Source organism: Burkholderia sp. BCC0419 (genome assembly GCF_902830285.1).
Taxonomy (GTDB): Bacteria; Pseudomonadota; Gammaproteobacteria; order Burkholderiales; family Burkholderiaceae; genus Burkholderia.
The window spans coordinates 114,896-130,326 of the sequence record NZ_CADESR010000008.1 but is presented as its reverse complement, the minus strand read 5'-3'; the positions used below and the strand labels follow the sequence as shown (position 1 = coordinate 130,326).

General features: G+C 67.7%; 14 protein-coding genes. 6 read left to right on the top strand and 8 right to left on the bottom strand.

What is annotated here, in order from left to right; all coding sequences use genetic code 11:
• Window positions 1-20 precede the first annotated feature (20 nt).
• The 3 genes from nthB to HWW87_RS28825 all read left to right on the top strand — a co-directional run bounded on the left by nthB (window position 21) and on the right by HWW87_RS28825 (window position 2,706).
• Window positions 21-674: a nitrile hydratase subunit beta gene (gene nthB / locus HWW87_RS28835; protein ID WP_175823155.1), complete on the top strand. Its 654-nt coding sequence runs from the start codon at window positions 21-23 to the stop codon at window positions 672-674.
• Window positions 671-1,933, top strand: a complete 1,263-nt coding sequence (locus HWW87_RS28830) for a GTP-binding protein (RefSeq protein WP_175823154.1) — start codon at window positions 671-673, stop codon at window positions 1,931-1,933. Before nthB ends, HWW87_RS28830 begins: the two co-directional genes overlap by 4 nt.
• A 185-nt stretch (window positions 1,934-2,118) precedes the next feature.
• The gene (locus tag HWW87_RS28825; RefSeq protein WP_174430082.1) at window positions 2,119-2,706 is read left to right on the top strand and encodes a LysE family translocator; all 588 of its coding nucleotides are present in this window, start codon (window positions 2,119-2,121) and stop codon (window positions 2,704-2,706) included.
• A gap of 12 nt (window positions 2,707-2,718) precedes the next feature.
• Here the strand turns inward: HWW87_RS28825 and HWW87_RS28820 are convergent, their stop codons facing one another.
• Entirely contained in the window at window positions 2,719-3,564 is an 846-nt protein-coding gene (locus HWW87_RS28820) for an AraC family transcriptional regulator (protein WP_175823153.1), read from the bottom strand.
• Window positions 3,565-3,905: 341 nt separating this feature from the next.
• On the opposite strand from HWW87_RS28820, the gene HWW87_RS28815 reads away from it, so the two are divergent.
• On the top strand, window positions 3,906-4,700 hold the full coding sequence (locus HWW87_RS28815) for an SDR family oxidoreductase (RefSeq protein WP_175823152.1): 795 nt from the start codon (window positions 3,906-3,908) through the stop codon (window positions 4,698-4,700).
• Between the two features lie 39 nt (window positions 4,701-4,739).
• Here the strand turns inward: HWW87_RS28815 and HWW87_RS28810 are convergent, their stop codons facing one another.
• From HWW87_RS28810 to HWW87_RS28790, 5 genes are all read right to left on the bottom strand, one after another.
• Window positions 4,740-5,114 (bottom strand): hypothetical protein, encoded by a 375-nt coding sequence (locus HWW87_RS28810; RefSeq protein WP_175823151.1) that lies wholly within the window; start codon window positions 5,112-5,114, stop codon window positions 4,740-4,742.
• A 219-nt stretch (window positions 5,115-5,333) separates the two neighbouring features.
• Complete coding sequence (locus HWW87_RS28805; RefSeq protein ID WP_175823150.1) at window positions 5,334-6,404, bottom strand: AI-2E family transporter; 1,071 nt, start codon at window positions 6,402-6,404, stop codon at window positions 5,334-5,336.
• A gap of 137 nt (window positions 6,405-6,541) precedes the next feature.
• The gene (locus HWW87_RS28800) at window positions 6,542-7,651 is read right to left on the bottom strand and encodes an NADH:flavin oxidoreductase/NADH oxidase (RefSeq protein ID WP_175823149.1); all 1,110 of its coding nucleotides are present in this window, start codon (window positions 7,649-7,651) and stop codon (window positions 6,542-6,544) included.
• A gap of 141 nt (window positions 7,652-7,792) precedes the next feature.
• On the bottom strand, window positions 7,793-8,479 hold the full coding sequence (locus tag HWW87_RS28795; protein WP_175823148.1) for a type 1 glutamine amidotransferase domain-containing protein: 687 nt from the start codon (window positions 8,477-8,479) through the stop codon (window positions 7,793-7,795).
• A 350-nt stretch (window positions 8,480-8,829) separates the two neighbouring features.
• A complete protein-coding gene (locus tag HWW87_RS28790; protein ID WP_175823147.1) occupies window positions 8,830-9,864 on the bottom strand; it encodes a substrate-binding domain-containing protein in 1,035 nt (344 codons plus the stop codon).
• Between the two features lie 188 nt (window positions 9,865-10,052).
• Here HWW87_RS28790 and HWW87_RS28785 point away from each other — a divergent pair, with 188 nt between their 5' ends.
• Both HWW87_RS28785 and HWW87_RS28780 read left to right on the top strand, forming a co-directional pair.
• A complete protein-coding gene (locus tag HWW87_RS28785; RefSeq protein ID WP_175823146.1) occupies window positions 10,053-11,636 on the top strand; it encodes a glycoside hydrolase family 68 protein in 1,584 nt (527 codons plus the stop codon).
• Between the two features lie 173 nt (window positions 11,637-11,809).
• The gene (locus HWW87_RS28780; RefSeq protein WP_175823145.1) at window positions 11,810-13,456 is read left to right on the top strand and encodes a glycoside hydrolase family 32 protein; all 1,647 of its coding nucleotides are present in this window, start codon (window positions 11,810-11,812) and stop codon (window positions 13,454-13,456) included.
• Between the two features lie 68 nt (window positions 13,457-13,524).
• Here HWW87_RS28780 and HWW87_RS28775 read toward each other — a convergent pair whose 3' ends face one another.
• Both HWW87_RS28775 and HWW87_RS28770 read right to left on the bottom strand, forming a co-directional pair.
• Window positions 13,525-14,274 (bottom strand): SDR family oxidoreductase, encoded by a 750-nt coding sequence (locus HWW87_RS28775; protein WP_175823144.1) that lies wholly within the window; start codon window positions 14,272-14,274, stop codon window positions 13,525-13,527.
• Between the two features lie 122 nt (window positions 14,275-14,396).
• Window positions 14,397-15,314 carry a LysR family transcriptional regulator gene (locus tag HWW87_RS28770; protein WP_175823143.1) on the bottom strand — a complete coding sequence of 306 codons (918 nt, stop codon included), beginning with the start codon at window positions 15,312-15,314 and terminating at the stop codon, window positions 14,397-14,399.
• Between the last annotated feature and the right edge of the window lie 117 nt (window positions 15,315-15,431).

The window sequence follows — 15,431 nt, the reverse complement described above, 5'->3', positions numbered from 1 at the left end:
CTTCATCTCGGAGATCACATATGGACGGCTTTCACGACCTCGGCGGCTTCCAGGGTTTCGGCCCGGTGCCGCACACGATCAATAGTCTCGGCTACAAACCGGTCTTCAAGGAAGACTGGGAGCATCTCGCGTACAGCCTGATGTTCGTCGGCGTGGACCAACTGAAAAAATTCAGCGTCGACGAGGTACGTCACGCAGTCGAACGCATCGACGTGCGCCAGCACGTCGGCACGCGCTACTACGAGCGCTACGTGATCGCGACCGCAACATTGCTCGTCGAAACCGGCGTGCTCACGCAGGATGAACTCGACCGCGCGCTCGGTTCGCCTTTCCGGCTCGCGAACCCGCCGCGATCCGGCGGCCGGGCGGCACCGCCCGACTCGACGCGGTTCGAGGTCGGCGATCGTGTCGTCGTTCGCGACGAATACGTCAGCGGACACATCCGCGCGCCGGGCTACGTTCGCGGCAAGGAAGGCGTCGTGCGGCACCGGACGACCGAATCGTGGCCATTCCCGGACGCGATCGGCCACGGCGACACCGGCGCCGCGCATCAGCCGACCTATCATGTCGAGTTCCGCGTGAAGGATCTGTGGGGCGACGCCGCCGACGACGGCTATGTCGTGGTCGACCTGTTCGAAGGCTATCTGGATCGCGCGTCCGGGCAGCGCGCATGACGATGCCGGGGAATCGACAAGTGCCGGCCGCCCCTCCGCCGAGGATTCCGGTCACCGTGCTGTCCGGCTTCCTCGGCGCGGGGAAGACGACGTTGCTGAACCACATCCTGCGCAATCGCGCCGGCCTGAAGGTTGCGGTGATCGTCAACGACATGAGCGAAGTGAACGTCGACGCCGACGATGTGCGCCGCTACGTCGAGCTGCATCGAGGCGAGGACGAACTGGTCGAAATGAGCAACGGTTGCATCTGCTGCACGCTGCGCGCCGATCTGCTCGAGCAGATCAGCACGCTTGCGCGGCAGCGTCGCTTCGATTATCTGCTGATCGAGTCGACCGGCATCTCGGAGCCGATGCCGGTTGCGGAGACGTTTGCGTTTCTCGACCGGAACGGTTTCAGCCTCAGCGAACTCGCGCGGCTGGACACGCTCGTCACGGTGGTCAACGGCGAGACGTTCGAGGACATGATCGCGTCGGCTGAACCGGTCACGCGCGACGCCACGCTCGCGAACGGCAGCGATTCCGGTCCGCCGCGCAAGCTGTCGGACCTGCTGATCGAACAGGTGGAATATGCGAACGTGATCCTCGTGAGCCGACTCGACCGGATCGGCGACGCAGGTTTCGACAGGCTACGCGCGGTCCTTGCGTCGCTGAATCCGTCCGCGCGAATCCTGCCGATGCAGCACGGCGAGATCGATCCGTCGGACGTCCTGGATACGCGGCGCTTCGATCTACCGGCGCTCGTCGAATCGCCGGGATGGATGCAACGCATGCAGGTCGACGAACGCCCGTCGGAATCGGATGCGTACGGGATCGCATCGTGGACCTATCGCGAACGTGCGCCGTTTCATCCGGCGCGCCTGCTCGCGTGGCTGCGTCGCCCCTGGACCAACGGCCGACTGCTTCGCTGCAAGGGATATGTCTGGGCTGCGCACCGATATGCTGAAATCGCGATGCTCGTGCAGACGGGCGGAGAGTTCCAGTGGGGTTACGTCGGGCGATGGTGGCGATTTGTTTCTCGGTCGGACTGGCCGCACGACGACTATCGTCGCGATGGTGTGCTGCAAAAATGGGAAGAGCCAACAGGTGATTGTCGACAGGAAATCGTGTTCATCGGGCAGGCGATCGATCAGGTCCGGTTGCGTCGCGAACTCGATGCGTGTCTGCTGACGGTCGAAGAAATCGACGCAGGCCCGGAGTCGTGGCTCCAGCTTCCGGACGCTGACGCGTTCGACGCGCTCGCGACGAACGCCCATCCGTGAAGTGAGACTCGATGGCTTCGGTTGCAACGCTTGCTTCCGATGACTTTCGGTCGGCCAGTGAGCGCTGCGCCCGGCTCGGCGCGATGTGAATCCCGACAGCGCCGCCGAGGGCAGTTTTCTTCAATACGGGCCCGCGCCGCTTCTTTAGTCTCGATGCGACTTTGACATTCGCATGGAGACACCTGATGAGCATGCTGGTTTCGATGGCCGCGTTCGCGCTCGCCTCGTCGATCACCCCCGGTCCCGTCAACATCGTCGCGCTCAGCGCCGGCGCGCGCCACGGCCTCGGCGCAAGCCTGCGCTACGCGGCCGGCGCGACGCTCGGCTTCGTCGCGCTGTTCCTGCTGATCGGCCTCGGCCTGCACGCGGCGCTCGCGCGCTGGCCCGTGCTGACGACAGCCACGCAGTGGTCGGGGATCGCATTCCTGCTGGTCATGGCGCTGCGGCTCGCGCTCGACGACGGCCGGCTGTCGGCCGATCCGGACGTGGCCGGCCCGTCGGCGGCGGCCGGCGCGGCGATGCAGTGGCTCAATCCGAAGGCGTGGCTCGCGTGCGTGGCCGCGATGGGCGCATATGCGGCCGACGGCGACCGCGCACAGGTCTGGCAGTTCGCCGCGCTGTATCTGGTGATCTGCTTCGCGTCGATCGCATGCTGGGGCTATGCGGGCGCGTCGCTGCGGCACCGGCTCGCGAACGCGCGACGCATGCGCATGTTCAACCGGCTGATGGCGCTGCTGCTCGCGGGCAGCGCGCTGTTTCTGCTCGACGTGTAGCCGCGGTGGCGTTCAGCGCATCGCGCTGCGGTACTGCCCGGGCGTCGCGGCCGCGATCCGCCGGAACGCGCGCTGGAAATGCGCCTGATCCGCAAAGCCGGCGTCGAGCGCGACTTCGGCGATCGGCCGGCCGCGGCGCAACTCGGTGCGGCCGTACTGCACGCGCCGATCGATCAGGAACGCATGCGGCGTCATCCCGTAACGCGCATTGAACGCGCGGATCAGGTACGACGGCGACAGGTCGGCCGCCGCGCAGATCGCATCGAGCGTGACGGCCTCGCGGCAATGGGCGGCGATGTAGTCGGCCGCGCGCGCGAGCTTCGCGTTGTCGTCGCCCGGCCGCGGGTCGGGCAGTTCGCGATCGAGCGCGCCGTGCAGCGCCGTGAAGAATTCGACCGCCGCACTCTCCTTGCCGAGTGCATCGATGCCGGGCGACACGAGCGTGCGGTAGAAGCCGCCAAATCGCGCGAACAGATCGCCGCGCTCGGTCAACTTCGGCGAAAACCCGTGAAAATCGCGATTCGGGTCGCGGCCCAGCGCGTGTTGCAGCCGCGCGAGCCACGGCACGTCGACATAGACCATCCGGTACGCCCACGCCTCGGGGCCGTACGGGTTGCATGCGTGTACCTGCTCCGGATCGATGATCACGAGCACGCCGCGCCCGACGTGTGCGTTCGTCGCACCGTTCACGTACGTGCTCGTGCCGCCGACGATCGCGCCCACCGAAAACGTGTCGTGCGTGTGCTTCGCGTAGCAGATCGCACGCCCGTCGTCGACGGTGCGCGCCTCGATGAACGGCAGCGCGGTATCGCGCCAGAACAGCGACGGTACGGCGGATCGGTTGGCAATACGGCTCACGCGGCGGGCTCCCGGTTCTAGCGACGAACGCTCACCGTACAAGAGTGTGCGGCGCCGTGCAACCGGCTCGCCCGGCTTCGAGGTTCAGCGCAATTGCGCCCTGCCGATTCTTCGACACAAGATCCGGAGCATGCCGCACTTACGCTGGAACCTTACCCACCCTGCACCCGCTTACAGGCGTTTCCGCCCGCACACACGCTGAAAATCGAGCGGATCAGTTTTTGCATCGACGCCGCCAGCACGCTCGCGACATGGCCTATTGACCGGAATTTGCCTAAGCTTTGAATTCCGTCCGCCGCGGCACGCGCGGTGGTTCCCGTTCACTCTTCCCCCGCCACCTCATGCAGATCGATCTGAAAGGCAAGACCGCGGTCGTCACCGCTTCCACCGCCGGCATCGGGCTCGCGATCGCCGAAGGGCTCGCGCGCGCCGGCGCGCACGTCGTCGTCAACGGCCGCAGCGACCCGTCGGTGCAGTCCGCGCTCGAGAAATTGCGCGACGCCGTGCCCGACGCACGCTTCGACGGCATCGCCGCCGACCTGTCCGACGCGGCCGGCGTCGCGCGCGTCACGCAGCACACGCCGAACGCCGACATTCTCGTCAACAACGCGGGCATCTACGGCCTGAAGGCGTTCTTCGACATCGACGACGCTGAATGGGAACATTATTTCCAGATCAACGTGATGTCCGGCGTGCGGCTCGCGCGGCATTACCTGAAAGGGATGATCGAACGCAATGCCGGGCGCATCGTGTTCATTTCGTCGGAGTCGGGCCTGAATATCCCTGTCGACATGATTCATTACGGGTTCACGAAAACCGCGCAGCTATCGATCGCACGCGGCCTCGCGAAGCTCGCGGCCGGCACCCACGTGACCGTCAATTCGGTGCTGCCGGGGCCGACGATGTCGGAAGGCGTGCGCGCGCTGCTGAAGGAGACGGCCGACGAAACGGGCCGCAGCATCGACGACGTAGCAGTGGAGTTCGTGCGCAGCGAGCGTGCGACGTCGATCATCCAGCGGCCGGCGACGACGGAGGAAGTCGCGAACCTGGTCGTGTACGTATGCTCGCCGCAGGCCTCGGCGACGACCGGCGCGGCGTTGCGCGTCGATGGCGGCGTGGTCGACACGATAGCGTGACGACTGCGTGACACGCTAGCGCGGCGCGTGGCCGCCGCGCTAGCGCGAGGCGGCTTTGTCCGACCGGAGCGCGCCCTTGCGATCGGCGTCCATGCAGGTATCGAAGCCGTACTGCGTGACGACGCCGGCCTTGTCGAACACGACGAAGTACGATCGGTGATCGTTGCCGTGCTCGATGAAGTAGTTGTAGCAGACGCCGCTGCCGTTGCGGACCATCCAGACGCTGCGCGGGTTGCTGGCGGCGCGGACGACGTCGGCGCGCGTCGCGCCGTGCCGCGACGCGGCCCGTGCAAGCGGCGTGCGCGAATACGAGAACGGCAGCCACGAGTCGAACCACGCACAGCCATGCAACATCAGGCAGCCGGCGGCCAGGGACAGCGTCGCTGCGGGACGGGACATCGAAATCAATCGCATGCTCGGGAAATCTGCTGCGCCATACCGGCGTGATCGAAAGCCCCATGCTACTCGACCTTTGGGTCCGGATCGAAAAGAAATGTAGAGATCTTTATCCGAATCCCTGCGTTTGCGGGCATTCGCGCCAGCCGAATCGTCAGCGATCGTTGCAGCCGGTGCGCACATGCACGCATCCGCATGCCGCACCGGTGCGTCGAACCGGTGCAACGGCATGCGCGATCAAGCAATCCATTCGGCCCACAGCATCGTGAGCACCGTCATCAGCGCAGGCCCGACGAACAGTCCGATCAGGCCGAACGTCTCGGCGCCGCCGAGGATGCCGAACAGCACGAGCAGGAACGGCAGCCGCGTCGAACCGCCGATCAGCACCGGCCGCACGAAATGCTCGGCGATGAACACGACGATGAACCCGAGCGCCGCGACCACGACGGCCCACATGGTCGCCCCCTGCACGAACAGCCAGAGCGCCGCGCCGCAGAACACGACCGGCGCGCAGAACGGCAGCATCGCGGCGACCGCCGTGACGAGCCCGAGCAGCGCCGCGTGCGGCACGCCCGCGAGCGCATAGGCGACACCGAGCAACGCGCCCTCGCCGAGCCCGACGACCACGAGCCCGGTCACCGTGCCGTACACGGCCGCGACCATGCGCTCGATCAGTTCCGCGCCGTTGCGCCCGAACGCGCGCCGCGCGCCCTGCAGCAACGCCCCCGACAGCTTGTGGCCGGCGCGCAGGATCACGAACAGCGTCACGAGCATGAAACCGAATTCGAGCAGCAGATGCGCGAGCTTCGTGCCGAATTGCCGGCCGAACGCGATGAATTTCTCGCCGTTGACGCCGTGCATCGCGGTGGCCGCATGCAGCGGATGGCCGAGATTCGCCTGCCACCATTCGGTGATCTGCGCGGCGCCGTACGGCAACCGGCTGACCACCTCCGGCAGCGGGATGCCGTTGTCCTGGATCGTGTGCAGCCACTCGCGCAGGTCGTGCGCCTGCGCGAACGCCTGGGTTGTCGCGACCGCCACCGGCAGCACGACGAGCAGCGAAATCGCCGCCGTGATGACGGTCGCGATCAGCGTCGGCCGGCTGCGGAACAGCCGGTGCGATTCGAAGCGTTTCAGCAGCGGCCACATCGCGATGGCGATCACGCAGGCCCATGCGATGGCGGGAATGAAGTCGCGGATCACCCACAGCGCGAGCACCAGCAGCGCCGCATACAGCGCGACGCGGGCGAACTGCTGGGCGCGCGGCCGCGCGGCGGAATCGTGAGACGACGGGACATGTGCGCCCATGGCACCTCTGTCGAAATGAAAAAATGGCGGTTCGCCCAGGCCACCGGCCTGGACGAACCGCCATTCTATCCATCGGCGCCGGATCGGCGGCACGCGCGATGCGCGAGCCACCCCGGCGCTGCATCGACGCCCCCCGCTCAGGCCGCCTTGTCAGCGATCCGATAGCGCTCGAGCCAGTGCGCGTACGGCGCGGGCAACGTCCACGACGGACGCTCGACGCCGAGCTGCTTGGCCGCGTAGTACGGCCAGTGCGGGTCGGCCAGATGCGCGCGGCCGACCATCACGAGATCGAGCTGCTCCTCCGCCACCACACGGTTCGCCAGTTGCGGCGTGTCGATTCCCCACGCGGACGACACCGGCAGCCCGGCCTCGCGGCGCACGCGCTCGGCGATCGGCGCGAGGAACGCCGGGCCCCACGGAATCTGGGCGGTGGGCGTCGAGAAGCCGACCGACACGCTCAGCATGTCGAGCCCTTCCCGCTTCATCCGCTGCGTGAGCGCGATCGACTCGGCGAGCGTCTCTTCGTCGCGGCCGTCGTATTCGATCACCCCGAGGCGCGCGGTCAGCGGCAGATGCTCGGGCCAGACCTTGCGAACGGCCGCGAGCGTGTCGACGACGAAGCGGCCGCGGTTGTCGGCCGAACCGCCGTATTCGTCGGTGCGCTGGTTCGAATGCACCGAGAAGAAGCTCTGGCCGAGATAGCCGTGCGCGAAGTGCAGTTCCAGCCATTCGAAACCGAGGTCGCGCGCGCGCTGCGCCGCGGCGACGAAGTCGGCCTGCACGCGGGCGATATCGTCGTGCGTCATTTCACGCGGCACCTTCGGCAGATGCGCGCCGAACGGCACGGCCGACGGCGCGATGGTCTGCCAGCCGCGCGGATCGCCGTCGGCGATATGGTCGTCGCCTTCCCACGGGCGGTTCGCGCTCGCCTTGCGGCCCGCGTGCGCGATCTGGATGCCGGGCACCGCGCCGGCCGCCTTGATCGCCGCGACCGACGGTGCGAACGCGTCGGCCTGCGCGTCGTTCCACAACCCCGCGCAGCCCGGCGTGATGCGTCCTTCCGGCGACACGGCCGTCGCCTCCGCGATCACGAGGCCCGCGCCGCCGCGCGCGATGCCGGCCAGATGCACGTGATGCCAGTCGTTGACGACGCCGTCTTCGGCGACGTACTGGCACATCGGCGGCACCGCGATGCGGTTGCGCAGCGTGACATCCTTGAGTTTGAACGGTTCGAACAGGGCAGACATCCACGACTCCTTTGTTGGGTTCTGCAAAACGGCTGGGAATGCGTCATGCGGTGCGCACGGCGCAACGATGCGGGCCGTCGGCGGGCCGGCTGCGCCCGGCGACGGCAAGGAAGCGGCGCCGGCCCGGCCGGCGCCACGCGTTCAGCGATGGCCGAGCTTCGCGAGCAGCGCCTCGGCCGCGGGCGCCGACGATGCGGGGTTCTGCCCGGTGATCAGCAGCCCGTCGGTGACGACATGCGGCGCCCAGTCGGCGCTGCGCTCGAATTCCGCGCCGTTGGTCTTCAGCATGTCCTCGACGAGGAACGGCACGACTTCGGTCAGCTCGACGGCCGCTTCCTCGCTGTTGGTGAAACCCGTCGCGCGCTTGCCGCGCACGACCGACTCGCCGGTCTGCGGGTTCTTCACGTGGCGCAGCACGCCCGGCGCGTGGCAAACCGCCGCGACCGGCTTGCCGGCCGCGAGCGTGCGCTCGATCAGGCCGATCGAATGCAGATCCTCGGCGAGATCCCACAGCGGGCCGTGGCCGCCGGGGTAGAACACCGCGTCGTAATCGTCCGCCGACACATCGGCCAGCTTGTGCGTCGACGCGAGTTCGGCTTGGGCCGCCACATCCGCGTCGAAACGGCGCGTCGCGTCGGTCTGGGCGGTCGGGTCGCTGCTCTTCGGGTCGAGCGGCGGCTGGCCGCCCTTCGGCGACGCGAGCGTCAGCTCGACGCCCGCATCCTTGAACGTGTAGTACGGCGCGGCCAGTTCCTCGAGCCAGAAGCCGGTTTTCTTGCCGGTGTCGCCGAGCGCGTCGTGCGAGGTCAGGACAACCAGAATCTTCATGATCGGACACTCCTTCGAAAATGAACGGGAGAACGGCGCCGCACGTCGGCGCGGCGCGCCTGTCGGTTAGTCAGCCAGCGCGCGGCAACGTGCGATTCATTCATCCGCATGCGATATACGCCTATTAGACCAGTCGTCTAGAAGCGGCCGAAATAAAACGACGGCGTCCAGCTGCATGAGCCTGCCGTGGACGTCGCCGCATTTACGAGGACGGATGATATCCTCGAATTAGACCGGTCGTCTAGAAGAACGCGTATTCGCCCCTGCCGTCGTCATGGCCTTTGCGACGGGCGCAGTTCGGCATCGCCATCGCCGCCCGCCGTCGCCCCGTCGCCCCGTCGCCGCGCCGGCTACCCGCGCAACGGACCGTCCGTATCGCCCGCTTCGATTACCGGTGCTTCGAGCCGATGGTCGCGCACGCCGTCGTCCAGCAGCCGCAGCATCAGTTCCGCGAGCGAGCGCCCCGATGCATGCCCGGTCGGCTGCACGACCGCCGTGACGCGATACGGATGCGCGATATCCGGCGGCACGCCGTCATAGACGATCAGCGACAGGTCCGCGCCCAGGCGCAGCCCGCTGTCGACCAGCGCGCGAAACGCGCCGCCGCCCGCGATGTTGTTGTCGACCAGCAGCGCGGTCGGCGGCTCGGCGTGCGCGAGCAACGCCCGCGCCGCCTGCTGCCCGCCGTCGTACGTAAACGCACATTCGACGAGCAGCGCCGGATCCGCGTCGATACCGGCTTCGCGCAATGCCGACAGATAGCCGGCGCGCCGCTGCGCGGCGAAATTCAGCGCCAGCGGTGCGCTGATCATCGCGATGCGCCGATGCCCGAAGCCGATCAGCCGGCGCACCGCGTCACGCGCGCCCGCCTCGTTGTCGAAATCGAACCACGCATACGGGCTGGCCGCCTGCGTGCGGCCGTACGCGACATACGGAAACCCGCTCGCCTGCAGATACGCGATACGCGGATCGTCCACCAGCGTGCGCGCGACGATCAGCCCGTCGACGAGCTTGCCGTCGACGATCCGCCGATAGGTGTCCCGTTCCGCGTTCGGTCGCGCGGACGCGATGATGAAATCGAGATTGCGCTCCGCGAGCCGCTCGGTGATGCCCGCGACGACTTCGCCGAACCGCGGATCGCCGAGATCGCCGGCGCCGAACGGATAGACGATCCCGATCATGTCGGCCCGCCCGGTGGCCAACCGGCGCGCGGTCGGATCGGCCACGTAGCCCATTTCCTGCGCGGCCTTCGCCACGCGCTCGCGCGTCGCTTCGCTCACGTCGTCGTAACCGTTCAACGCGCGGCTGACCGTCGTCCGCGACAGACCGAGCGCATCCGACAGCGCCTTCAGATTCACCTTCACCGTCACCGTCACTCCTCGCATTCGCCGATCCGCCCGGCCGCCCGACAACCGGGACGCGCCGACGGGGTAATTATTTCCATTTGGTAATGATTACCGTCAAATAAATATCTTTTGCGTTCCAAACCGGTTTGAAATAGCATCCAAACCGGTTTGGACATCGATGCCCACTCAGCCGTTCACTTTCACCATCCCAAGGAAACGACGACGAGATGACATACTTTCCCCTTTTCCGCCCGACCGCGGCCAAACGTTTGCTGCTCGCTGGCGGCGCACTCGCCGCCTTCGCGTCCGTCGCGCACGCGCAGTCCGGCGGCACGGGCGCGCCCGTGCCCACGCCCCATACGCAGCAAGCCTACGATCCCGAAGGCAACTTCACGATGCGCTGGACGCGGGCGGACATCCGCCAGATCGTCGCGCAATCGCATACCGCCGGCGCCGACAAGAATTCGCTGCCGCAAGCGCTGACGATGCCGGACATCCCGCAGGATTTCCCGCTGATCAACTCGAACGTGTGGGTGTGGGACACGTGGCCGCTGGCCGACCTGCGCGCGAACCAGCTCAGCTACAAGGGCTGGGAGGTGATCTTCTCGCTCACCGCCGATCCGCACGCGGGCTACACGTTCGACGACCGTCACGTCCACGCCCGCATCGGCTTCTTCTATCGCCGCGCCGGCATCCCCGCGTCGCAACGCCCCGCGAACGGCGGCTGGACCTGGGGCGGCCACCTGTTCCCGGACGGCGCGAGCGCCCGGGTGTTCGGCACCGCGCCGATGACCAACAACGCCGAATGGTCGGGCTCCGCGCGCCTCACGAACGGCAGCAACGTCAGCCTCTACTACACCGCGACGTCGTTCAACCGCTCGGCGCCCGGCGGCGCCGACATCACGCCGCCGCAGGCGATCATCACGCGCACCGACGGCAACATCCACGCCGACGACACGCACGTGTGGTTCACCGGCTTCGGCGATCACAAGGCGCTGCTGCAGCCGGACGGCAACTACTACCAGACCGGCCAGCAGAACACCTACTTCTCGTTCCGCGATCCGTTCGTGTTCACCGACCCCGCGCATCCGGGCAAGACCTACATGGTGTTCGAAGGCAACACCGGCGGCCAGCGCGGCGCACGCACCTGCAACGAGGCCGATCTCGGCTATGCGCCGAACGATCCGAACCGGGAAGATCTCAACGCGGTGATGAATTCGGGCGCAGTGTATCAAAAGGCCAACGTCGGCCTCGCGGTCGCGACGAACCCGCAACTGACCGAGTGGAAGTTCCTGCCGCCGATCCTGTCGGCGAACTGCGTCGACGACCAGACCGAGCGCCCGCAGATCTACCTGAAGGACGGCAAGTACTACCTGTTCACGATCAGCCACCGCACGACGATGGCGGCCGGCGTCGACGGCCCGGACGGCGTGTACGGCTTCGTCGGCAACGGCATCCGCAGCGACTTCCTGCCGCTGAACGGCGGCAGCGGCCTCGTGCTCGGCAACCCGACCGACTTCTCCGCACCGGCCGGCGCACCGTATGCGCAGGACCCGAACCAGAACCCGCGCGAATTCCAGTCGTATTCGCACTACGTGATGCCGGGCGGGCTCGTCGAGTCGTTCATCGATGCGATCGGCCCGCGCCGCGGCGGCACGCTCGCGCCGACGGTGAAGGTGAACATCAACGGCACGTCGACGGCGGTCGACCGCACGTATGGACGCGGCGGCCTCGGCGGCTACGGCGACATCCCGGCGAACCTGCCGGCGACGGGGGCCGGCCACAACGACGGCAACGGTCAGGGGCAGTAACCAACAGTAACGATCGTCGGTAAAGGCACGAGGTTCAGGAGGCGCGTATCGCGCGTGTCGCGTGTGCGCATCCTCTTTTTCTTCCGACTTTTTTGACCATTGCGCAGGTCGTCGTTGCACGCGGCCTGCGCCATCCTTTCCCGCTTCGCCCGACGAAGCACCTCTGGCACCGCATGAAATCGACGTCTTTCCGCTTTTCCGTCCGCATCATCCGGCTGCTGCTCGTTTGCATGGCCTGCACGCAGGCCGCCGCCGCTCCCTGCCATATGCAGGCCGATAACGGCGATAACGGCACGCCGCAATGGCGGCCCGCCCTCCACTACACGCCGCAGCGCAACTGGATGAACGACCCGAACGGGCTCGTCTACGCGAACGGCCGCTATCACCTGTTCTATCAGTACAACCCGCTCGGCAACGACTGGGGCAACATGTCGTGGGGCCACGCGACCAGCACCGATCTCGTCCACTGGCGCGAGCAGCCGGTCGCGATGCGCGCGAACGCCACCGAGGAAATCTTCTCCGGCTCGATCGTCGCCGATACCCTGAACACGTCCGGTCTCGGCACACCGGGCCACACGCCGCTCGTCGCGCTCTATACGAGCGTCTACAAGGCCGGCTCGGGTCATGCACCCGGCATACAGGCCCAGTCGCTCGCGTACAGCCTCGATCAGGGCACGACCTGGCAGCCGTATGCGCACAACCCGGTGCTGACGCTCGATCCGGAATCGAAGGAATTTCGGGACCCGAAAGTGTCGTGGTATGCGCCGGGCGGCTACTGGTTGATGACGACGGTCGTCGCCGATGCGCATGTCGTGAAGCTCTATCGCTCCGACGACCTGGTCCACTGGTCGTTCCTCAGCGACTTCACGCTGCCGGACGTGCCGCATGCGGGCGCGCTGTGGGAAATGCCCGATCTCGTCCCGCTGCCGCTCGACGGCGATCCCCGCCGCATCAAGTGGGTGATGATCGTCAACGTGAATCCGTGGTCGATCGCCGGCGGTTCCGGCGCGATGTATTTCGTCGGCAACTTCGACGGCCGCACGTTCGTGCCGGATCGCGTCGCACCGGCCGGCTCGGATCCCGCGCAATTCCGCTGGGTCGATCACGGCGCCGATTTTTATGCGGCCGGCACGTTCTCCGGCGCACCCGGCGCGCGGCCGGTCGCGATCGCATGGATGAGCAACTGGGATTACGCGGCAAAGGTGCCGACCACCCCATGGCGCGGCGCGACCACGCTGCCGCGCGAACTGTCGCTGAAGACGATCGACGGCGAGCCGAGCCTCGTCGTCGCGCCGGCCGCCGCCTTCGACGCATGGGCCGACGGCCGGCCCGCCGTGCATGAAGGTGACGTCACGGTCGACTCCGCTACCCGGGTGCTGTCGGCCGCCACGCGCGGCGTCGTCCAGCGCATCACGGTGACGCTCTCGCCGCAGCGTGCCGCGCGCGCGGGCCTGATCGTCCGGCGTTCGGCCGACGGCTCGATCGGCACCCGGATCGTGTACGACACGGCGAAGCGGACGCTGACGCTCGACCGCTCGCAATCCGGCGAAGCGAATTTCGCCGGCACGTTCAGCCGCGAGCACATCGTCGACCTGCCGCTCGAACACGGGCAACTGCGGCTGGAAATCGTCGTCGATCGCGGGTCGGTCGAAGTATTCGCGAACGGCGGCCGCGTGACGCTGACGGACCTGATCTTTCCGCCGCTCGAGGCGGATCGCGTGGCCGTGTTCGCCGAGCGGGGCCGCGCGACGTTCGCGGGGTTGACGGTGACGCAACTGGAAACCGGCGATGCCACGCGTGGCGCCTGTGCGTCCCGATAGGCGCATGTGACGGGGGCCGCTCGCCCGGCATCGTATTGGCCGGTTGCGGTCCCCGCCCGCCTCGCCCTTCAGAGCAACCCCATCCCGCCCGACGCGATGATTTCCGCGCCGACGATGAACGCGGATTCCGGCGCGCTCAGGTGCAGCACCGTCGACGCGATTTCATCGGGCGTGCCGAACCGGCCGACCGGCACGAGGCCCTTGATCTTCTCGGCGGTCTCGTCGAGCGTCGCCGCATCGAGCCCGAGCTTGCCGTACAGCGGCGTCTGCACGGGCCCGGGGCTGACCACGTTCACGCGCACGCCGTGCGGCAGCAGTTCCGTCGACAGCGTCTTCGCGAACGAATTGACGGCCGCCTTGCTCGCCGCGTACACCGACGAGCCCGGCATCCCGATATGCGCGTTGATCGAGCCGTTGATCACGATCGATGCGCCGCGGTTCAGCAGCGGCACCAGCGACTGGATCTGGAAATACGCGCCCTTCACATTGGTGTTGAAGACGAGATCCCACATCGCTTCGTCGCTGTCGGCGAACGGCGCGAGTTTCGCGACGCCCGCGTTGACGAATACGGCGTCGAGCCGCACGCCGGCGGTGGCGATCGCGTCGGCCAGCGCGCGGGCCGACGCGACGCTGCCGGCTTCGTTGCGAATCGCCAGCGCGCCTTCGCCGAGCGTTTGACGGGCGGCTTCCAGCGTCTCGGCGTCGCGCCCGGTGATGATGACCCGCGCGCCTTCGGCCGCGAATGCCCTGGCGGCCGCCAGGCCGATGCCGCTGTTGCCGCCCGTGACGAGGACCGTCTTTCCTTCGAAGCGTTGCATGATGTTCTCCTGTGAACCGGTGAGTTGACCGTGAACACAGGATGCGCGCGGCGCGCGGCCTTGCCGTACGACCGGCGCGACGAACATGTTCGAAAACGTCGAACATGTTCGGGCGCACGCGTTCAGACGACCACGTCGATCCCGTCGAGCAGCCGCTGTGCGAGTCTCGGCTCGCGCAGTTGCTCCAGCCACCATTGCAGCGCGCGACCATCGCGGTCGCCGTGCCACGCGACGTACAGCAGATTCGGCTCGCGCGGATCGGCCGTCTGCTTCTCGACCAGTTCGCCGCGTGCGAGCAACGACGCGACGCGCCGGCGCGGCACCCAACCGACGCCGAGCGCGTCGCGCTGCGCGAGGATCTTCGCGCGCATCGACGGCACCGCGAGCACCGCCTGCCCGCCGAGCAGGCCATAGGCTCGGCCGGCCGCGCGCCGCGACGAATCGGCGACGACGACCGCACGGTGCGCACCGATCGCGTCGCGCGTCAGCACCCCACTCGCGGACGCCAGCGGGTGGCGCGGCGACACCGCGAACACCCACGCCATCGCACCGAGTTCGAACCACTTGAGGCCCGGAATCGCCGGCGGCTCGTTGGTCGCACCGACGACCAGATCCGCGCGGCCGTCGCGCAACGCTTCCCAGGTCCCGCCGAGCACCTCGTGCGTGAAGCGCAGCGACACGCCGGAATCGAGCGCATCGAATGCGCGGACGACCGGCAGGAGCGTATCGAACTCCAGCACTTCGTCGGTGACGATCCACAGCCGGTCCTCCCAGCCGCTCGCGACCTGCCGCACGCGCTGCGTCAGCCGGGCGACGTCGAGCGCCAGCCGCGCCGCCTCGTCGGCCAGCAATTGCCCGGCCGGCGTGAGCTGCAGCCGGTAGCCGCGCCGGTCGAACAGCAGCGCGTCGAACCGCGTTTCGAGCTGGCGCGCCGCGTGCGACACCGTCGACGGCGCCTTGCCGAGCCGCGCGGCGGCACGCGACAGGCTGCCGGTGGCGCGGATCGCGTCGAGCAGCGCCAGTTCGTCTTCGGACAGCATGAGGTCGCTCCGGAATGAGGTTGTCGTGGATCGTACGGCAGCGGCAGGCGGCGGTCCAATCGGACGACAGGCCGGCGGCCGGGACCGCCGGTTCCCATCACGGGAATGCGCCGCCCG